Annotated in this window: 19 protein-coding genes and 2 pseudogenes; 10 read left to right on the forward strand and 11 right to left on the reverse strand. The window is 71.4% G+C overall.

The window, feature by feature from the left end; translation table 11 throughout:
• Nucleotides 1–28 precede the first annotated feature (28 nt).
• Nucleotides 29–193 carry an SDR family oxidoreductase gene (locus OHA03_RS00975; RefSeq protein ID WP_266999788.1) on the forward strand — a complete coding sequence of 55 codons (165 nt, stop codon included), beginning with the start codon at nucleotides 29–31 and terminating at the stop codon, nucleotides 191–193.
• Nucleotides 194–310: 117 nt separating this feature from the next.
• Here OHA03_RS00975 and OHA03_RS00980 read toward each other — a convergent pair whose 3' ends face one another.
• Both OHA03_RS00980 and OHA03_RS00985 read right to left on the reverse strand, forming a co-directional pair.
• Complete coding sequence (locus OHA03_RS00980) at nucleotides 311–817, reverse strand: MarR family winged helix-turn-helix transcriptional regulator (RefSeq protein WP_266999790.1); 507 nt, start codon at nucleotides 815–817, stop codon at nucleotides 311–313.
• Nucleotides 814–2,637 carry an FUSC family protein gene (locus tag OHA03_RS00985; protein ID WP_266999792.1) on the reverse strand — a complete coding sequence of 608 codons (1,824 nt, stop codon included), beginning with the start codon at nucleotides 2,635–2,637 and terminating at the stop codon, nucleotides 814–816. The genes OHA03_RS00980 and OHA03_RS00985 overlap by 4 nt, the downstream gene beginning before the upstream one ends.
• A gap of 54 nt (nucleotides 2,638–2,691) precedes the next feature.
• Here OHA03_RS00985 and OHA03_RS00990 point away from each other — a divergent pair.
• A pseudogene (locus tag OHA03_RS00990) lies at nucleotides 2,692–2,799 on the forward strand (protocatechuate 3,4-dioxygenase subunit alpha); the annotation flags it as partial.
• Complete coding sequence (gene pcaB / locus OHA03_RS00995) at nucleotides 2,799–4,193, forward strand: 3-carboxy-cis,cis-muconate cycloisomerase (RefSeq protein WP_266999794.1); 1,395 nt, start codon at nucleotides 2,799–2,801, stop codon at nucleotides 4,191–4,193. The pseudogene OHA03_RS00990 and the gene pcaB, both read left to right, overlap by 1 nt.
• A 58-nt stretch (nucleotides 4,194–4,251) precedes the next feature.
• Here the strand turns inward: pcaB and OHA03_RS01000 are convergent, their stop codons facing one another.
• A complete protein-coding gene (locus tag OHA03_RS01000) occupies nucleotides 4,252–4,905 on the reverse strand; it encodes a GNAT family N-acetyltransferase (protein WP_266999796.1) in 654 nt (217 codons plus the stop codon).
• A 128-nt stretch (nucleotides 4,906–5,033) separates the two neighbouring features.
• A complete protein-coding gene (locus OHA03_RS01005; RefSeq protein ID WP_266999798.1) occupies nucleotides 5,034–5,897 on the reverse strand; it encodes a phospholipid scramblase-related protein in 864 nt (287 codons plus the stop codon).
• 101 nt (nucleotides 5,898–5,998) lie between these two features.
• Here OHA03_RS01005 and OHA03_RS01010 point away from each other — a divergent pair, with 101 nt between their 5' ends.
• From OHA03_RS01010 to OHA03_RS01025, 4 genes are all read left to right on the forward strand, one after another.
• Nucleotides 5,999–6,442, forward strand: coding sequence for a hypothetical protein (locus OHA03_RS01010; protein ID WP_266999800.1), 444 nt, complete (start codon nucleotides 5,999–6,001; stop codon nucleotides 6,440–6,442).
• 63 nt (nucleotides 6,443–6,505) lie between these two features.
• Nucleotides 6,506–7,156 carry a DUF3105 domain-containing protein gene (locus OHA03_RS01015; protein WP_266999802.1) on the forward strand — a complete coding sequence of 217 codons (651 nt, stop codon included), beginning with the start codon at nucleotides 6,506–6,508 and terminating at the stop codon, nucleotides 7,154–7,156.
• Nucleotides 7,157–7,182: 26 nt separating this feature from the next.
• Nucleotides 7,183–7,803, forward strand: coding sequence for a DUF305 domain-containing protein (locus OHA03_RS01020; protein WP_267007880.1), 621 nt, complete (start codon nucleotides 7,183–7,185; stop codon nucleotides 7,801–7,803).
• 109 nt (nucleotides 7,804–7,912) lie between these two features.
• On the forward strand, nucleotides 7,913–9,157 hold the full coding sequence (locus tag OHA03_RS01025) for an ROK family protein (RefSeq protein ID WP_266999804.1): 1,245 nt from the start codon (nucleotides 7,913–7,915) through the stop codon (nucleotides 9,155–9,157).
• A 76-nt stretch (nucleotides 9,158–9,233) separates the two neighbouring features.
• On the opposite strand, the gene xylA is transcribed toward OHA03_RS01025, so the two are convergent.
• Complete coding sequence (gene xylA / locus OHA03_RS01030; protein WP_266999806.1) at nucleotides 9,234–10,403, reverse strand: xylose isomerase; 1,170 nt, start codon at nucleotides 10,401–10,403, stop codon at nucleotides 9,234–9,236.
• Between the two features lie 288 nt (nucleotides 10,404–10,691).
• On the opposite strand from xylA, the gene xylB reads away from it, so the two are divergent.
• The 3 genes from xylB to OHA03_RS01045 all read left to right on the forward strand — a co-directional run bounded on the left by xylB (nucleotide 10,692) and on the right by OHA03_RS01045 (nucleotide 14,428).
• The gene (xylB, locus tag OHA03_RS01035) at nucleotides 10,692–12,176 is read left to right on the forward strand and encodes a xylulokinase (protein ID WP_266999808.1); all 1,485 of its coding nucleotides are present in this window, start codon (nucleotides 10,692–10,694) and stop codon (nucleotides 12,174–12,176) included.
• Nucleotides 12,177–12,296: 120 nt separating this feature from the next.
• On the forward strand, nucleotides 12,297–13,583 hold the full coding sequence (locus OHA03_RS01040) for a VWA domain-containing protein (RefSeq protein WP_266999810.1): 1,287 nt from the start codon (nucleotides 12,297–12,299) through the stop codon (nucleotides 13,581–13,583).
• On the forward strand, nucleotides 13,583–14,428 hold the full coding sequence (locus OHA03_RS01045) for a hypothetical protein (RefSeq protein ID WP_266999812.1): 846 nt from the start codon (nucleotides 13,583–13,585) through the stop codon (nucleotides 14,426–14,428). Before OHA03_RS01040 ends, OHA03_RS01045 begins: the two co-directional genes overlap by 1 nt.
• An 89-nt stretch (nucleotides 14,429–14,517) precedes the next feature.
• Here OHA03_RS01045 and OHA03_RS01050 read toward each other — a convergent pair.
• The 6 genes and pseudogenes from OHA03_RS01050 to OHA03_RS01075 form a co-directional block, all read right to left on the reverse strand.
• A pseudogene (locus tag OHA03_RS01050) lies at nucleotides 14,518–15,165 on the reverse strand (ThuA domain-containing protein); the annotation flags it as partial.
• Nucleotides 15,166–15,237: 72 nt separating this feature from the next.
• Nucleotides 15,238–15,516 carry a hypothetical protein gene (locus tag OHA03_RS01055; RefSeq protein ID WP_266999815.1) on the reverse strand — a complete coding sequence of 93 codons (279 nt, stop codon included), beginning with the start codon at nucleotides 15,514–15,516 and terminating at the stop codon, nucleotides 15,238–15,240.
• A gap of 53 nt (nucleotides 15,517–15,569) precedes the next feature.
• The gene (locus OHA03_RS01060) at nucleotides 15,570–16,655 is read right to left on the reverse strand and encodes an RNA-guided endonuclease TnpB family protein (protein ID WP_267007881.1); all 1,086 of its coding nucleotides are present in this window, start codon (nucleotides 16,653–16,655) and stop codon (nucleotides 15,570–15,572) included.
• Entirely contained in the window at nucleotides 16,595–17,986 is a 1,392-nt protein-coding gene (locus OHA03_RS01065; protein ID WP_266999817.1) for an IS1380 family transposase, read from the reverse strand. The genes OHA03_RS01060 and OHA03_RS01065 overlap by 61 nt, the downstream gene beginning before the upstream one ends.
• 103 nt (nucleotides 17,987–18,089) lie before the next feature.
• On the reverse strand, nucleotides 18,090–18,701 hold the full coding sequence (locus OHA03_RS01070) for a helix-turn-helix domain-containing protein (RefSeq protein WP_266999819.1): 612 nt from the start codon (nucleotides 18,699–18,701) through the stop codon (nucleotides 18,090–18,092).
• Nucleotides 18,698–19,276, reverse strand: a complete 579-nt coding sequence (locus OHA03_RS01075; RefSeq protein WP_266999821.1) for an IS607 family transposase — start codon at nucleotides 19,274–19,276, stop codon at nucleotides 18,698–18,700. Before OHA03_RS01075 ends, OHA03_RS01070 begins: the two co-directional genes overlap by 4 nt.
• Between the last annotated feature and the right edge of the window lie 22 nt (nucleotides 19,277–19,298).

The raw sequence follows: 19,298 nt of genomic DNA on the forward strand, positions 1-19,298 counted from the left end.
CTTACTTTCGGAGAGGGGTACGGCGGGAGTGGAGTTGGCAGACCGCATCGATCGCCGAATGGGCCATTCCGTCCCACTCCGAGGTGCGCAGGCACACGCGATCGCGTACGGCGTGCTCTACCTGGCCTCCGACGAGTCCCGCCTCGTGACCGTCACCGAACTCGTCGTGGACGGGGGCTGCACGGCGGTCTGAGCCGCCACCCCCGATTGCATGCTGACCCTGGCCGCGCATCCGTGGGTCGGCCGACGGCCGGAGCGGGCCGTCTGACGGCCGTCGCCCGCCCGGGCGCAGCGGGGTCCGGTGCGTGGGTCAGCGCCGGGCCCCGCCGATGCGTCCCTCCAGCTGGACCAGCAATTCGCTGAGCTGCGCACTGAGTTCGCCGCGGGTCCGCTCGTCGAGACCGGAGAGCACGGCGCGTTCGTACGCCAGCTGCCGGGGCAGCAGCTGGTCGACCAGGGCGCGCCCCTCCTCGGTCAGACGGACGTGTGTGACGCGCCGGTCGCGCTCGTCGCTGCGACGGTCGACCAGGCCGCGCTCCTGGAGGATCCGGAGTCGCTTGGTGACGGCCGCACCGGAGGAGAACGTCTCCCTGGCCAGCTCGCCGGGGGTGAGTTCGCGGTCGGTACGCCGTACGGCGCCCAGCAGGTCGAATTCGGCGCGGGAGAGTCCGGCGGCGCGCAGCGGGGCGTCCTCCGCCTGCTGGAGCAGGGCGGCGCAGCGGTTGATGCGGCCGATGAGTTCCATCGGTCCGGTGTCCAGCTCCGGGTTGACGGCGTGCCACTGCCGTACCACCGAGGCGACGATGTCGTCGGTCACACCGCTCCGTTCTCCGGGGCCGGGGCGATCAGCCCCTGCCGTGTTGCTGTCGCCGCGAGCGTACGGTGTCCGGCCTGCTCGGCCGCGAGAATGTGCTCCTCGGGCAGGGCGCGCTGCCACCATTCGCCGGCTGCCGCGTCGCCGGCCTCGCGCAGTTCGACGAGCGATCCGGTGAGCCTGCGGCGGGCCGCATCGAGGGCGACGGGCGCGGGCGCCGGGGCGGCGATCGTCTGTACGGCGTGGGCCCGGGCCCGGTCGGTGGCGGCGAGCGCCCGTTCCAGGCGTCCGGTGGCCCGTCGGTTGGTGACGGCCATGGCGGCGAGGATTCCGACGGCGGCGCCGATGACGGTGTCCAGGACGCGGTCGCCGATGAGCTCTCCGGCCGGGTGCGTGCCGCCGAACTCCAGCACGAGGAGGGCCATCGGGGTCACGGCTATGGAGCCGAGCCAGTAGTTACGGGTGATCAGGGCCTCTGCGGCGAAGTTGAAGAAGAGGCAGCAGCCGATGAGTGCGAGTGAGCTCGTCCGGGAGACGGGGAGGACCGCGGCGAAGACGAGCACACCGAGGAGGTTGCCGAGGGTGCGCTGCAGGGCGCGGTTCCAGGAGAGCGTGACATTGGCCTGGTAGAGGGAGGCGGCGGTGACGATCGCCCAGTAGGGGCGGCCGACGCCGACGGCCATCGAGACATATCCGGCGAGGGCGCAGCCGATGAGGGCGCGGGCGGCGATGGGCAGCAGCGGGGAGCCGGGGGCGAGTGCGCGCAGCACCGCCCGGCGGGCGTCGCGTCGGCCTGCGGTCCGGCGCGCGGTCCGCTCGGCGTCGATCCCGAAGAGCTCCTCGGCGGTGCCGGAGGCGGGCGGCGGGGTGGGAACGGGGCCGCGGGCCCGGGTCTGCCGGGCCCAGGCGCGGAGCCGGTCGGGGCCGGCGACACGGGCTTCGAGGTCGTGGTCGGCGGCGCGGGTGCCGACGGCCGTAGGGGCGAGCTCGCTGTCGGGGTCCGCCGTACGGGCGTGGCCACCGCCGTCGGCGTCGCCGACCCGACGCGCGTGGGCACCGGGGTGCGCACCCAGGGCTCCCCGGGCGAGCGCGGCTTCGGCGTGGACGACGAGCCGCTCCAGCTCACGGCGTACGGGGGTGGGTCGCCCGGCGGCGAGCAGTGTCTGCCAGGCCGTGTGGACGGCGGCGGCCGCGGCGTGCCGGGTTCGGTGACCGGGGTCGTCCGCGTACGCGGCGGCAGCGGCCAGGGCTCGGGCGGTCGCGCGCCGCTCCGGACCCTCCCGGCGCAGCAGCGCGGGCCCGACGGTGACCAGCCAGGAGACCGCGCCCGCGGCCGCTGTCAGCGCCAGGTGTCCGGGCACCTGGCCGAGGTGCTGCGGGGCGAAGAGTGCGGCCGAGGTGACGAAGGTGAAGATCACCGGTCCGGGCGGCCCGATGCGGGTGGCGTCGCAGAGCACCTTCTGCCCGGCCGCGAGAAGCGCGCCGACGGCTATCAGCACGGCGGTCGAGTCGGTGAGTGAGGCCGTGACCAGCGATATCGCCATGCCGACGAGCATGCCGACGACGACTCCGGCGACGGTACGGGCGCGGCGGGCGTACGGAAGGCTGTGGCCGTACAGCGCACAGAGCGAGCCGGCCATCGTGTACATCACGAGGTCGAGCCGGCCGAAGGCGAAGAGCGCCAGATTCGGCACGGCGGAGGCGACGACCACGCTCAGCGCCGGCTTGAACCACATGTCCGAGGGGCGGGCCAGGCGCAACGGACCGACCAGGGGGAGTCTGCGGACGGAGGGCTGTCGGGTACGAATGGATGAATCACTCACCCAAACACTTTAGCAGATATTACACTCGTAAAACAATTGCTCGACTCGCCGGGCGCGGAGCGCCGGGCCACACTGATCGCGACGCCCATGGACCGGCGCACCCACCGGTTCGACATCCGACTGCACGGCGCCGGCGAAACGGTCCTCATGGAGTTCAGCTGATGTACGAGAGCGATGCCGGCCTGCTCGCCCCCGGGCGGGCCGGCTCCCCCGCCGAGGCCACCACCGGCGACACTGCCTTCCTTCAGGCGATGCTCGATGCCGAGGCCGCGCTGACCCGCGCCCAGTCCGCCTGCGGACTCGCCCCCGCCGAGGCGGGGCGGGCGGTGACGGAGACGGCGGACGCCGACCGCTTCGACGTACGCGACCTGGCGCTGCGGGCCCGCTCCGGCGGCAACCCCGTCATCCCCCTGGTCGCGGACCTCACGGCGGCGGTTCCCGAGGACGCCCGGCCGTATGTGCACCGGGGCGCGACCAGCCAGGACATCCTCGACACCGCCGCGATGCTGGTCGCCTCACGGACGCTGGCAACGGTGCTGGACGACCTGGAGCGGACGGCGGGCGAGGTGGCACGGCACGCGACCACCCACCGCGACACACAGATGGCGGGGCGCACGCTCACCCAGCACGCCGTGCCGACGACGTTCGGCCTGAAGGCTGCGGGGTGGCGTGCGCTGATCCTCGACGCCCGGGACCGGCTGACCGCGGTACGGGCGTCGCTGCCCGCCCAACTGGGTGGCGCGGCAGGCACGTTGGCGGCCTTCTCCGCCTTCTCCGCCCCCTCCGTCGCACAGGAGGACACCGAGGGGCAGGAGGACGCCGACGGGCAGGGAGAGGCCGACCTGCTTGCTCTGGTCGCCGCCTACGCGCGCGAACTCGGACTGGTGGAACCGGTGTTGCCCTGGCACACCCTGCGTACCCCGATCGCCGATCTCGCCGGTGCACTCGCCTTCACCGCGGGCGCTCTCGGCAAGATGGCCGCCGATGTGCTCACGCTCTCCCGCACCGAGATCGGCGAGGTCGAGGAGGAAGAGTGGGGCGGTTCGTCGGCCTTGCCGCACAAGGCGAATCCGGTGCACGCCACGCTGATCGCGGCGGCCGCCCGCCGCGCCCCGGGCCTGGCGGCCACCCTGTACGGCTCGCTGACCGCCGAGGACGAGCGGCCCGCCGGGGCGTGGCACGCCGAGTGGGAGCCGCTGCGCGATCTGCTGCGGCTCGTCGGCGGCGCCGCGCGCGACGGCGCCGCACTCGCGGCCGGACTGCGGGTCGTCCCGTACGCCATGCGGGAGAACCTTCAGCTCACCGACGGTCTGATCGTCTCGGAGCGACTGGCTGCCGTGTTCGCCGGCCGGATCGGCCGGGCGCGGGCCAGGGAGGTGCTTTCAGGCGCGGCGGACCGGGCCCGCTCGGAGACCGCCGACCTCTCCGATGTGCTCTTCGACGTCCTCCGCGAGGAACCCGAGCTCGCCGGCCTCGATCTGGCGGAACTGACCGACCCCGCCCGGTACACCGGGTCCGCGGGCCTCCTCACCGACCGGGCACTGGAACGCCGATGACTCCTCCGCCCGACCGTCTGCCACCGTGGCATTCGGCACGGGCAGGACGCTGCCACCCCTAGGGTCTTTCGGGACGAGCACCCCGACCGGCGGGCACACTCGCCCCGTCGTCCCGGATCCGGGCATGGATGTGCATGTCGTGCCAGCCGTCGGCGTGCAGATGACCCCGCCGCCGGGTGCCCTCCAGCGCGAAGCCCGACTTGGTCGCGACGCGGCAGGACGCCTCGTTCATGACCGAGTGGGCGAGCTCCAGACGCTCGAAGCCGACCTCGTCGAAGGCCCAGCCCGCCACGGCGGCCACGGACCTGGGGGCGACGCCCTGCCCGCGGGCGGCGGGCAGGGTCCAGTAGGCGCATTCGGCCTGCCCGATGCCCAGCATCAGCGAGCGGAGCGAGATCCGTCCGAGCAGTTCCTCGGCTCCGCCAGGCGCACCGTCCTTCGGGCGGACGACCGCCCAGTGGACACCGGTCTCGGCGTACCAGGCGTCCTGCCACTGTTCGATCCAGTCGCGGGCCTCGTCCTGGGAATCGGCCCGCCGCAGGTGCCAGCGTTGGATCGCCGGGTCCGAGAAGGCGGCGAGGACGGCGGGTGCGTCGGTGCACTCCCACGGACGCAGGAGCAGGTCGCCGGCGACCTGCAGGGCGGGCTGCGCACCGTCCGCGAGACGGCCGGAAGGGATGTGGGGCGGCACCAGATAGGGTATGCCAGTCATCGTCGCACCGGGGGGCGCCCGTACCGGGCAGCGGCCGTTCGGCCTTCCCGGGGAAAAGCGTCCGCCCGCGCCCCCGTACATGTATGTACGGATGCGCGGGCGGTGCGTGCCGTGCGGAAGGGGGCCGGTCAGCCGAGGCCGCGGGCGTCCTGCTTGAGGGCGGTGTCCACGGTCAGTGCCGTCGCCACGACGAGGCTCAGCAGCGGCTCGGGCAGCTGGTAGTGGATCTGCAGCACGTAGTTGTCCGCCGTCGTGAACAGCGTCTTCGCGAGGCCTTCCCAGGTCTTGGTGATCCGGGCGATCTCCGCGTCGTTGTGGTCGACGATCGCGAAGTTCCAGGCGCGCCAGTTCTCCGCCTTGATGGCACCGATCTTCTGACCGTCGACCATGATGGCGAAGTTGATCTTGCCGATGGCGTTCTGCTGGACGATCTCGCCGACGGGGCTGCCGTCCGGGCGCTGCACGACGACCCGGGACTTGATGAACTTCGCCGGGCGGGTCAGGAGCAGCTGCGGCTGACCGTACGCGTCACGGATCTCGAGCTTGTGGGTGAGGTACTGGTCGATGCTGGAGACGAACCGCAGCACCTTGCGCAGCGCGCTCTGGCCGACCTGGATGACCGAGCCGATCGTGTTGCCGTGCTGGTCGAAGACGCTGTACTCGTTCGTCACCTCGATCAGCTTGGCCTTCTGGTTCACGACCAGGACCTGCTGGTTGAAGAGCGAGGCGCCGCCGGGGACGCCACCCTGCTGAGGCTGCGCCACCTGCTGAGGGGCGAACTGCTGCGGCGCGGCCTGCGGCTGAGCGGCGGCCTGCTGATACTGGGGGGCGGCCTGCTGCTGGGGCACCTGCCCCTGGACCGGCGCCTGGGGCTGCCCGCCGGCCGGGTTGGTGTGCTCGGTCCACTGGGAGCCGTCCCAGTAGCGCAGCAGCTGGGGCGCGCCATGAGGGTCCGGATACCAGCCCGCAGATACGTTCGAGTGCGTTGTCACCGGGGCACACTATCCCGCCGGTCCGACAGCGGAACCCTCAACTGCCGCATCCACAGGCTCCCGTACTTCTTGAACTTTCACACACCGCTACGATGTCGATGATGACCAGATTCGGAGAACGGCCCTGCACGCGGCGCGGTGACGTCCGTGCGTCTGCCGTTCTCGGCTGGCTGTTCGCCGTGCTCGCCGTGGTCTCGTGCTGTTCGCTCGCCGAGACCGACGCGGCCGCGCACCACGCCATGACCGCGACGGTGACCGCGACCCCCACTCCGGTCACGGCTCCCGGCGCGACTCCCCCGCCGACCGCGCGCACCGTCGTCGTGGCCGAGCCTCCGGGCGGCCGGGGCGCCGGCAGTTCCTGCCACGGCGCCTCGGAGCATGCGACACCCGTCGTCCTGTCCCCCCAGTCCTCCCCCGTCGCACTCCCCACCTCCACGGCCGCCGCACCGGAGGGCCGACTCACCGGCGCCGCCGGTATCCGCGGCCCCTCCAACGATGCCGCGGGCGCCGTCGACCGCCTCCGTCTCCAGGTTCAACGGACCTAGAAGCAGGCCCAGTTCCTCCGCCTGCCCACTCTCCGTACATCGTGTTGAACCCGAGGACTCCCCATGCCTTCCGCCAAGAAGCAGCACAGCCCTGCCGCCGCGCGCCGCGCCAAGCTGGAGGAGGCCCGCCGCAAGGAGCGGGCCCGCGAGCGCCGTAGCCGCATCATCACCATCGCCGCGTCCATCGCCGTCGTCGCCGGACTCGTCGCGGGCGGCGGCTATCTGATGTCCGCCGCCGACGAGCAGGACCAGGCCGAGGAGCAGGCCAAGTCCTCGCCCGTCCGAGGCGAGCAAGGCTGGGACAAGCTCACCCAGAACCATGTCCAGAAGAAGGTCGACTACCCGATGAACCCGCCGGTCGGCGGCGACCACAACCCGGTGTGGATGAACTGCGACGCCGACGTCTACACCGCGCCGATCCCGAACGAGAACGCCGTCCACTCGCTGGAGCACGGCGCCGTCTGGGTCACGTACAACGAGAAGGCGAAGCCCGCCGACATCGAGAAGTTCACCGAACGCGTCGCCAGGACGCCGTACTCCCTCATGAGCCCGGTCAAGGACCAGGACGCCCCGCTGATCCTCAGCGCCTGGGGCAAGCAGGTCACGGTGAAGAGCGCGACCGACGCGCGCGTCGCGCAGTTCTTCACCAAATACGTCCAGGGGCCGCAGACTCCGGAGCCGGGCGCCGCGTGCACCGGCGGGATCGCCCAGTGACGTCCTCGGTCCGCACTCCCTGGCGGATGGGTGCGGCGGGAGCCGCGGTGCTGCTGCTGGCTCTGGGGCTGGTCGCACTGATGCTCGTACGTCCGACCTCGTCGTCCACCCCGCAGGAGGCGAACCGGGCGGCTGCGCCCGCGGACGCCTCGGTCGATGTGGAGTTCGCCCGTGACATGTCGATCCACCATCAGCAGGCGGTCGAGATGTCGTTCATCGTCCGTGACCGGACGACCGACGAGGACGTGCGGCGGCTCGCGTACGACATCATCAACACCCAGGCCAATCAGCGCGGGATGATGCTCGGCTGGCTGGACGTGTGGGGCCGTGCCAAGAGCTCGAGCCGCCCGCCCATGGAGTGGATGGGCCACGCGGTCGAGCCCAGGGGCGACGGATCGCTGATGCCGGGCATGGCGACCGACACCGAACTGGACGCACTGCGGGCGGCGAAGGGGAAGGACGCCGAGGTGATGTATCTCAGACTGATGACCGTGCACCACCGGGCCGGTGCGGAGATGGCACAGGCGGCGGCCGCCGGGGCGGGCACCGACGAGATCAGGAACCTGGCGGCCGGCATGGTCCGTGGCCAGCAGTCGGAGATCGCGCTGATGGCGGACATGATCGAGGAGCGCGGCGCCACGGCGTGAGCCGGACGGTCCGGGCTCGGTGGTCCCGCACGCAGGGGACCGCCGAGCCGGGTCCGGAGCGGGCTCCGGACCGTACTGACGTACGGCATCGCATAGGCTCATCAGCGATATGAAGAGCAACCTCACGACGCTGGGGCCCAAGGCCGACAAGGACACCGTGCGACGGAGCAACCTCAGCCTGGTACTGCGAGCCGTCCGTGACGAGGGCGACCGCGAGGCGACCAGGGCCGGGGTGGCCGCGCGCGTGGGGCTGACCCGTGCCGCCGTGTCCTCGCTGGTCGAGCAGCTGCTCGACAGCGGGTTCCTGACCGAGTCGGGCAAGACGTTCAGCGGGCAGGCCGGACGCCCCGGCACCGCACTCAAGGTGGCGCGCACCGGTCCCGCCGGGCTCGGCGTGGAGGTCAACATCGACTATGTGTCGGTGTGCGTCGTCGATCTGGCCGGCACCGGCCGGGTCCGGCTGACCGAGCACCTCGACAACCGGGGCGCCCCGCCCGCCGAGGTGCTGGCGCGGGCCGCCGGGATCGCGGCGCGCACCCTGGACTCGGCGGCCGAGCAGGAGCTGTTCCCGGTCGGGGTGGCGCTCGCACTGCCCGGTCTGGTGTCCGGCGGCGCGGTGCGACAGGCACCCAATCTGGGCTGGAACCAGGTTCCCGCCGAGGAACTCTTCGCGACCTCGCTCGCCGCGCTGCGTCCCGGCCGCACGGAACTGCCGGTGAGTTCGGAGAACGAGGCCAATCTGGCGGCGCTGGCCGAGCTCTGGTTCGGCGGGCTCGACGAGATCCGCAGCTTTCTGTATCTGACGGGTGAGATCGGCGTCGGCGGCGCCCTGGTCATCGACGGTGAACTGCTGCGCGGTGCGCACGGGTTCGCCGGGGAGATCGGGCATGTGGTGGTCGACGCGGACGGGCCGGAGTGCCGGTGCGGTTCGCGTGGCTGCCTGGAGCAGTACGCGGGACAGTCGGCACTCCTGCGGGCGGCCGGGATCGAGGAGACCGGCCGCGGCAGCGGGGTGGCCGAGCTGGAGCGGCGCACCCGGGCCGGGGACGAGCGGGCGGTGGCCGCAGTGGCCGACGCCGGCCGGATGCTGGGCCGGGTGCTGTCCGGGGCGGTGAATCTGCTCGACCCGGACGCGGTGGTACTCGGCGGGATCTACCGGGGCCTGATGCCGTGGCTGTCGGCGCCCGCCGACGAGGAGCTCACGGACAGGGTCGTGTCCGGGCTGTGGTCCCGCAGCGGCGGGCGGCTGCGCGCCTCGTCGGTCGCGGGCGACGCTGCGCGGGGTGCGGCGGCGCTGGTGATGCAGGACGTGCTGGCCGACCCCGTGGCGTACGCGGCGCGGGTGGCGGGCTGACCCCGAGGGATGTGCGGGCGGCGGGCCGAACCAGGGTGTGCGGCCGCCGGACCTGTCCGGCGGCCGCGCCCTGGCGTCAGCGGACCCCGAGCAGGTGGTCCAGCGCCAGCTGGTCCAACGCCTCGAACGCCATGCTGCGCTCCGCTGCCGCGGTCACATCGAAGTCCTCGTACGCCGACCGGTCGGCCAGCAGCCCCGCCACGCCGTCCTCGGCGGTGGGCAGGGCCAGCTCGTCGAGCCGGGACGCGCGCAGCGCATCCTGCACGGCCGGGTCGGCACGGAAGGCGGCGGCGCGCTCCTTGAGGATCAGGTAGTTGCGCATGCAGCCGGCGGCCGACGCCCAGACACCGTCGTAGCCCTCGGTCCGCGGCGGCTTGAAGTCGAAGTGGCGCGGGCCCTCGTATCCGGCGGTCTCGAGGAGGTCGACGAGCCAGAAGGCCTGGCGCAGGTCACCGGCGCCGAAGCGGAGGTCCTGGTCGTACTTGATGCCGGACTGGCCGTTGAGGTCGATGTGGTAGAGCTTGCCGGCCCACAGGGCCTGGGCGATGCCGTGCGGGAAGTTCAGTCCGGCCATCTGCTCGTGGCCGACCTCGGGGTTGACGCCGTACATCTCCGGGCGCTCGAGCCGCTCGATGAACGCCAGGGCGTGGCCGACGGTGGGCAGCAGGATGTCGCCGCGCGGCTCGTTCGGCTTCGGCTCGATCGCGAACCGCAGGTCGTAGCCCTGCTCGACGACGTACTCGCCGAGCAGGTCGAAGGCCTCCTTCATCCGGTCCAGGGCCACCCGCACGTCCTTGGCGCCACCGGACTCGGCGCCCTCGCGGCCGCCCCACGCCACATACGTGGTGGCGCCGAGCTCGACGGCGAGGTCGATGTTGCGGATGACCTTGCGCAGCGCGTAGCGCCGCACGTCGCGGTCGTTGGCAGTGAACGCGCCGTCCTTGAACACCGGGTGCGTGAACAGGTTCGTCGTCGCCATGGGCACGACGAGACCGGTCGCGTCCAGCGCCTGCCGGAACCGCTTCACGAGGCCTTCGCGCTCGGTGTCCGTGGAGCCGAACGGGATCAGGTCGTCGTCGTGGAAGGTCACACCGTACGCACCAAGCTCCGCGAGCCTCTGGACGGACTCGACCGGGTCGAGCGCCGCGCGGGTCGCGTCGCCGAACGGGTCGCGTCCCTGCCAGCCCACCGTCCACAGACCGAACGTGAATCGGTCTCCCGGGGTGGGCGTGAAGCGTTCCGTCATCGTCTGACCACCTTCGGTGCAGTCGGGTCCGCAACCGATCGAGGTCGTCGAACCCCTATTTGTTCAGTGTCATGATTAATCTTGCACGGCACCCCTCCACACCGTAACCCCTCGTCACCCAACGTCTCCATGAATCCGGGGATGCCCCTGGTCCGAACGCACGCGATCGCGTAATTTGTTTTCAGCACGATCAAATCGTTCGCACCTGTGCCCACCAGCACACCAGTGCATCCACACACCCGCACACCCGCACACCCGCACACCCGCACCGCGAGAATGAGGTAACCCATGCCGCCGCGTACCGTCGTCATCGGCGTGGACAGCTCCACCCAGTCCACCAAGGCGGCCTTCGTCGACGCCGCCACCGGTCAGCTGCTCGCCGTCGGACGTGCCCCGCATGTCGTCACGGGTGAGGCGGGGGCCCGCGAGACCGACCCCGAGGTGTGGTGGCAGGCGCTGCGCGCCGCCGTCGCCGCCGGGCTGAAGGAGTCCGGCGTACCCGCCGCGGACGTCACCGGCATCGCGGTGGCCGGTCAGCAGCACGGCCTGGTCGTCCTCGACCGTGAGGGCCGGCCGCTGCGCCCCGCCCTGCTGTGGAACGACACCCGCTCCGCCCCGCAGGCCGCCGCCCTCACCGCCGCACTGGGCGGTGCGGCTGCCTGGACCGCCCGCACCGGATCGGTGCCGGTTGCCTCCATGACCGCGTCGAAGTGGCAGTGGCTGCGCGAGAACGAGCCGGAGACCGCCGCCGCGACCGCGGCGATCCGCCTCCCGCACGACTTCCTCACCGAACGGCTGACGGGCGTGGCCGTCACCGACCCCGGCGACGCGTCGGGCACCTGCTGGTACTCCACCGCCACCGGTGCGTACGACCCCGAGCTTCTCGAACTGCTGGGCCTGGACCCCGCCTTGCTGCCCGAGGTGGCCACGACCGGAGCGGCCCGGGCCGGTTCGCTGACCGCCGAAGCGGCACAGACGCTGGGGCTGCCGGCCGGGATCGCCGTGGCGGCGGGCACCGGGGACAACATGAGCGCCGCGGTCGGCCTCGGTCTCGGTGGCGCCGGGCTGCTGGACCACCCCGTACTCAGCCTCGGTACCTCGGGTACGGTCTTCGCCGCCTCCGGGACCCGGCCCGCATCGGCGGCGCTCTCCGGTTTCGCCGCGGCGGACGGTACCTACCTCCCGCTGGCCTGCACGCTCAACTGCACGCTCGCCGTGGACAAGGTCGCCACCCTGCTCGGCCTGGACCGCAACGACACGGCGCCCGGCGGCGAGGCGGTGCTCCTCCCCTACCTCGACGGCGAGCGCACCCCCGACCTGCCCACGGCCTCCGGCCTGCTCACCGGCCTCCGGCACGACACCACCCCGCAGCAACTCCTCGGCGCCGCCTACGAAGGCGCGGTCGTCACCGTGCTGCGCGCCCTCGACGAACTGCTGCGGGCCTGCGGGCTCGACCCGGCCGACCCCGAGGTGGCCGCCCGGCCGCTGCGCCTGATCGGCGGCGGCGCACAGGGGCACGCCTGGGTGGAGACGGTACGACGGCTCTCCGGACGGCCCGTCATCGTGCCCGGCAGCGGCGAACTGGTGGCTCTGGGCGCGGCCGCACTCGCCCAGGCGGCGGCCACGGGACAGGACCCGGTCGCGATCGCCACCTCCTGGGACACCGGTGACGACACCCAACTGCCGGCCGTCGAAAGGGACACGGAGACCTGGGAGCGGGTCGGCTCGGTGCTGGAGCGGGCCGCGGAGCCACTGCTGGGCGGGGTCAAGTAGCCCGGTGACCTCCCGCGTTCACCGGGTTGCGCAGCCCCCGGCCGCGCATTTGCCGTCAATCGCCGGACGGGCCTGATTGCCGGTTTGGGGATGCCATGTGATCTTCACTAGTATCCGGCGATGATCATAAGAAGAAGGCTGACGGTCGGGGTGGGCATTCTGCTTGCCACCCTGACCGCCGGGCTCGGCACGGCCCTCCCCGCCGCCGCCGACGAAGCCCCCACCAAAGCCTCCCCCAAGGTCGAGCTGGTACTCGACGTCAGCGGCTCCATGCGGACCCGTGACATCGACGGCCAGTCCCGGATGACCGCGGCGAAGCAGGCGTTCAACGAGGTCCTGGACGCGGTGCCCGAGCAGGTGCAGCTCGGCATCCGGACCCTCGGCGCCGACTACCCGGGCGACGACCGGAAGGTCGGCTGCAAGGACACCAAGCAGCTCTACCCGGTCGGCCCGCTCGACCGCACCGAGGCGAAGACCGCAGTCGCGACCCTGGCCCCCACCGGCTGGACCCCGATCGGCCCGGCCCTGCTGGGCGCAGCCGACGATCTCGAGGGCGGCGACTCCACCCGCCGCATCGTGCTGATCAGCGACGGCGAGGACACCTGCGGCCCGCTCGACCCGTGCGAGGTGGCACGCGACATCGCGGCCCGCGGCATCCACCTCGTCATCGACACACTGGGCCTGGTACCGAACGCGAAGATCCGCCAGCAGCTCACCTGCATCGCCGAGGCGACCGGCGGGACGTACACGGCCGTCCAGCACACCGATGAACTCTCAGATCGCGTGACCCAGTTGGTGGACCGGGCGGCCGAGCCCGTCGTCACCCCGGTGGCGACCGAGGGCGCGGACAGCTGCTCCGCCGCCCCGCAGCTCAAGGCGGGTCTCTACACGGACCGCCAGAAGTTCGGCGAACACCGCTGGTACCGGGTGGATGTGCTGCCCGGTCAGGAACTGCGCGCCTCGGTGAGTGTGTCGGCGGACCGAGCCGTCAACAACGACTACGGCGTGCTGCTGCGCGCCGTCACCGTGCACGGCCGCGAGATCGTCAGAGGATCGGAGTCCGGCACCGGCCGCACCGACGCGATCTCGTCCGGCCTGCGCTACCCCAAGCCCGAGCAGGACGACACGGACAGCACGGACGGCGAGGACAAGCCCGCCGCGGAGACCGTCTGCCTCCAGCTCAGCAACTCCTTCTCGGCCCCCGCCTCCGTGAAGACCTCGCCGGGCATGCCGGTCGAGCTGACTGTCGACGTGGTGGACGCGCCGGACGACGCGGCCGACGCCGCCGCGTTCGGTCTCGGCCGCGGCTGGTGGCTGCTGGGCGTACTCGTCCTGACCGGACTGATCGCGGGTCTGCTCCTCGGCTGGATCTCGCGCTGGCGCATCGCCGTATGGAGGACCAACTGATGGTGCGTACAAGACGAGTACTCGCGGGTGCGCTGCTGGCCGGGTTCGCCCTGCTGACGTCGGCGGGGGCGGCCGCGGCCGACGACCCGTCCGCGAGCCCGAGCCCGAGCGCGTCCGACGGAAGTACGGGTCCCACCGAGGCGGGTACCACATTCCGTACCGCCACGGCGATCCAGCAGAACCAGCGCGCCACCGCCGGGGCGTCCACGGGTGACTACCTGTACTGGGTGTTCCCCGCCGACGCGGGCCAGCGAGCCACCGTCAAGGCGACGGTCACCCTGCCCGAGAGCGCCACCCGGCACGGCGTGTCGACCTGGCAGGTCGATGTCTACGACGGGCTGCGGCGCCGGCAGGCCTGCATGTACGGCCACCAGACCAGGAAGGCGGCCGCGGACGCGTCGACGGTCGAACTCTCCTGCGTCCTGCGGACCGTCCGTGCCTGGTCCGAGCCGTGGGCCGACGACCCGCTGCCGGGCAGCTACTACGTACGCCTCACCGTCGTCGATCTGCCGTCGGCCGATCTCGGGCAGCCGGTACGGACCGAGGTCGAGGTGACGACAGCCGACAAGGGCGGAGCCCACGACGTCGACGGCGCACTGAGCGAGCCTCTGGTGCCCGGGGCGTCCTCCGCGCAGCAGACGTCCGACGACACGTCCTCGAACGACGAGTCCACGACCCGGGTGTCGCTCGGCAGCGAGCCGGACGACGGCTGGGCCTCCGGCTGGTGGACGGACCGCTGGATCTGGACCGTCGGCGGTGGCGTCCTCGGTGCGCTCGCGGCCGTGTTCGGCTACTCCCTGACCCGCGGCAGCGGCCGCCCGTCCCGGGTCCCGCCGGGCGTCTGACCGCCCCTCGGCCGCACTCCGGCCCCCTCCACGGCGCCTTCACCCCTCACTCCCGGGGCGGGGGCGCCGTGGCGCGACAGGCCGACATGGCGGAGTCCGCCGAGGAGATGGGCGCGGAACACGGGGTCGCGGTACGCCTCGCGAGTGTGCCCGAGCGCGGTGTAGAAGACCCGGGCTCCGGCATGTCCATGGGCCCAGACAAGGGGATGGTCGGCTCCCATACCGCCGCCTTCGTACGAGGACTCGTCGGCGCGGGCGAGCACCCGCACACTGCCCCGCGGGTTCGCCCGGAAGTCGTACCACTCGTCGGTGAACTCCCAGGTGGCACCCAGATGCGCGGTCGCCGGGTGACCGTGGTCCTCGACGATCACCGTTCCCGGCTGGAGGGCGGGATGACGGTCGAACCTGGCTCCGAGGAGTTCGCCGTAGAACGGCCAGTCGTACTCCGTGCAGGCCGCGGAATGCACCCCCATGAACCCGCCGCCCGCGGCGCAGTACACCCGGAGTCCGGTGCGCCCGGCAGAGGTGAGGACGTCCCCGCTGGTGGAGAGGAACACCACGGCGGCGTAGCCGGCGAGCCCGCTCTCGAAGACGTCCGGCGCCGCTGTCGCGTCGACGGCGAAGCCGTGCCCGGCACCGAGTTCACGGAACGCGGTGACTGCGTCGGGGATCGAGTCGTGCCGGTAGGCGGTGGTGCGGGTGAAGACGAGGATCTTCGGAAGACTGCGCGACGCCATCACATCCTCCGGAGGCAGGCTCGGGCGGGACGCCCCTCATCATGCGCGCCGGACGACCACGATCTCACCGGCTCACGGACGGGGCCGGGGACGGTCGGACGGTCGGATCCAGCTGGTGGAAAGGGGCTTGTGCTGTTCGATCCGCCGGGATTCGCTTGTCCCATGCAGCGAACGGTCTCTTCGTACCACCATGCGCATGACCACGCATCCCACCGACCGGGCACGCTCGATCACCGTTACCGGGGCGAGCACCCGGTGCGCACGCTCGGCTATCTTCTGCGCCCCGACCGTCGACGCATCGCGATCGCCGCAGCCGCCTTCGTCGTCAAGCACAGCCGTTGCTTTGATCATCAAGCGATCTCAGCAATCCCGAGGTTTCCACCGGAATGGTCCGTAACGGGTCATCAGAGCGCGAGTTGCGCGCCGGTGTCCTGTTGACGGTCTCCCGTTTCCTTCCCGGCCCGGGGGCTGGGGATCGCGCCACCTGCCCGCCCCGTCCCGGCCTTGCGGCGCGGGCGGGTGACGCGGGTCTTCCGGTCGGCTCCACGGGGCTTCGACTCCGCCTCGACGGCGTTGTCCAGGTCTCCGGCCACTCCGGTACCTGTGGTGCGGGCCGCGAGGGCGACCAGGTTGTGTCCGGCGTTGGCGTCCCGGTTAAGGACGAGGCCGCAGTTGTCGCACTCGAAGACGCGCATGCTGAGGGGCAGTTTGGTTTTCACCGCACCGCAGCGGGAGCAGGTCTTCGAGGAGGGGTACCAGCGGTCGGCGACGATGAGTCGCGTGCCACGCCGGCGGGTCTTGTAGGTGAGCTGGCGTCGGATCTCGCCGAACGCGGCGTCCGCGACGCGGCGGGACAGGCGCCGGTTGCGGCCCATTCCGGCGACGCACAGGTCTTCGATGACGATCGTGCCGTACTCGCAGGCGAGGCGGGTCGTCATCTGGTGGAGGGTGTCCTCGCGGAGGTTCGCGACCCGGTGATGGATCTTATTCCGCGCCTGACTGGCCTTCTCCCAGCGGCGGGAGGCCTGCTGCCCGGTGCGCCGGTCGGGGCCATGCCGACGCGAGACGACACGGCTGGCGCGACGCAGCTGTTTCTGCGCGCGGTCGAGGTGGCGTGGGTTGGGTTCTGCGCCAAGGACACCGTCGCTGTCCGCGAGGACGGCCAGGGTCTTGATGCCGAGGTCAATACCGACCGCCGTGTCCGGACGGGCAACCTTGACCAGCTCGTGCTTCTCCTCGACCTGCAACGACACGAACCAGCGCCCCCGGTTAAGCCTTGATCCACCGAGGTGGTTTGAGAGTGGTCTTTTGATCGGCTTCGGGTCGGGTGGCCGGGTGAGGGCAGCTTGTGTCCGCTGGTCTGCCCAGCATTTCCACGGTTCGGTTCCGGTCGGGCCCTTGCGGGCGGGGCGGGCAGGGGCTGTTCGTATCAGCCGGCCGGTCCGTGGGCGGTGGAGAACAGGTGTGTCCAGGCGTGCTGCCAGGGCCAGTTGTGCGGTAGGTGCAGGGTGATGCGGCGGCCGGAGCGGGCGATCCGGGCCGGAACGTGGACCAGGTGGGTGCGGATCGTGGCGGTGGTGGCCCTGGCGTGGAAGGCGGAGGCCTGTGCGCCGGTGGCCCGCAGCAGGTTGTAGGTCATCGCCCACAGGGTGAGCCATGCGGCGTTGGCGTGGAAGTGTGCGGAGGGCAGGTGGGCCAGGGCAGAGGCTTTGCTGTCGGCGATGACCTGCTCGATGACCGCGTGGTGACGGTGTTCGCGTTCGGCCTGGAGGGTCTGTGCGGGCTGGTCGGTGAAGAACGGGTGGTAGCGCCAGACGGGAAACAACTCGCCCTGCTCACCCACAACGGCGGGTTTGGCCAGGTCGCGGACCCGGCGCACGATCAGCCGCGCGGTGACCCGCTCTGCTTTTGTGCGGCTGGCGAACGCGGTGTAGGCGGGGATCTCGGCGACTTCGGCGTCCGAGATGAGTTCACCGGTTGCGGGATCGGGCACCGCGGTCGGGTACGTGATCTGCTGCCAGGCCTGGTCGGGGAGGGTGTGGATGGCCCGTTTGATGGAGGGGTTCATCCCGCAGGTGATCGAGAAGTGGGCTCCGGCCCGGCGGCAGGCGGCGATCACCCCGGCGTTGTAGAACTGCGAGTCCGCTCGCAGGATCCGGGTGCCGGTGCAGCCCGCCTCGACGGCGGTGGCCAGCGCCTCACTGACGAATTTCGGGGCCCCACGGGAATCGGCTGCCTTGCCGCGGCGCATCCGTACTGTTGCGATCACCGGCCGGGAGGTGGGGGTGCAGATCGTGGCAAGCAGGGGGTGCAGGGTGCGGATGCCCTTGAACCGGCCGTACTCGGCGCCCTGCTTGGCCCGGCCGTAGACCCGCTTGTGGGTGGAGTCGACATCAATGAACACCATCTGATCGGCGCCGGGAAGCAGCGGGGTGTGCGCGGCCAGTTGACCGAGGAACCTGCGGTGGACAGCGTGGAGTTGGAGTGCGTGACCGTGGGTGAACGCGCGAAGGAACGTGCCCAGCGTGGACGGCGCACGAACCCCTCGGAACAGGGCGGGCATCGCGCCGTGCCGCAGCACGTGGAGGTCGTCGATGCTGTCCGCGCCCGCCGCCATGCCGGCCACGATGCTGCTGACCTTGGCGCCCGCCGACGCACCCGCGCCGTTCGTCGTCCCGCTCAGCTCCACCTTCTGCGTCACCAGGCCCGACAGCCCACACCGTTCGGCCAGCCGCATCACCGGAACCAGCCCGGCAAGCGCGACCAGATTCGGGTCATCGAACGCAGCGGAGACCGCCGCTGGAGTATGGGAAACTTGCATCTCGGAAGTGCCTTGCCGATCGTGCGTGCTGGAAGCCTCAAGAACTCCCATCATCGCAGGTCACAAGGCACTTCCTTGTTTCCCGAAGAGTCATCCACAGCCATCAGATCGGTGGATCAAGGCTAAGACGTGCGGTCGCGGACAGGATCCGCATGTTCCCGGCGTCGGCGAGGGCCCGCAGGTGGGAGGCGTCCTCGTGGAGGCGGACCGTGCCGATCCTGGGCAGGGTGATATGCCTGCCGTCAGGCTCGATACGGATCGTTCCGGTAGTGAACCGGCAGGTCAGGCGCGCTGTTCGCTTCGACTTGAAGCGCGGGATGCCCATCCTTGGACCCTTGCGCTTACCGCTCTTCGACTTCGCATAGTTTTCGAACGCAGCCGACGCGCCTGCCAGACCGGTGTTGTATGCCTCCTTGGAGTTCTCCTCCCACCAGCCGGCGAAGCGCGGGTTGGTGCGCTTGTCCTCGTTGAACGCCTTCCGCAGCGAGGGCAGCGACCACGACCGCCACTGAGTCAGCTCGTCCTCGCAGATGCCGTACGACTGCTCGGCCTTACGCTGCCACCACACGGCAGTGACGTACGCGACCGCCCAGTTGTACGCGGACCGCGCGGCACCTGCGTGCGAGTGCAGGTGGCGGTTGGCCGTGGCGTTCGGATCCAGCGCGAGCTTGTGCGCGAGGACGTTGAAGCCGGGCTGCGGCTTGAACTTCTTCATCCGGCCACATCCGGGCCGGTGGCGACGGCGATGGCCCGGTCGGCGCGATTCTTCGCGGAGCGGCGGCCGTACAGGCGTGCGCACATCGAGGTCAGGACCTCGGTGATGTCCCGTACGAGGTCGTCGGCCGTCTCCGCCGGGTCAAGGACGACCAGGCGTCGCCCCGAGGCCGAGAGGGCTCCTTCGAGGTGCTCGACGCCGAACCGGGCGAGGCGGTCGCGGTGCTCGACCACGATCGTGCCGACACCCGGGTCGGCGAGCAGCCGGTACAGCTTGCGGCGACGCCCGTTCAAGCCGGAGCCGACCTCCGTCACCACGTCAGCGACCATGAGGCCCTGAGCCGTTGCGCCCTGCACGGTCCGGGCGACCTGACGCTCCAGGTCCGCTTTCCGGTCACCGGACGAGACACGGCAGTACACCACGACCCGTCCCGCAGCCTGCGCGGCGGGCTCGGTCACGAGCCACGTACCCGACGGCGTCTGGACAACCGGGACCGGCATACGGCCCTCCTTCGCCCAGGTCCACGCGGTCTGGTAATGCACGCCGTTGCGCGCCGCCCACTCGGAAAGCTTCACGACATCAGGTTATTCACTGAGG

It is taken from the genome of Streptomyces sp. NBC_00154 (assembly GCF_026342835.1).
Classification (GTDB): domain Bacteria; phylum Actinomycetota; class Actinomycetes; order Streptomycetales; family Streptomycetaceae; genus Streptomyces.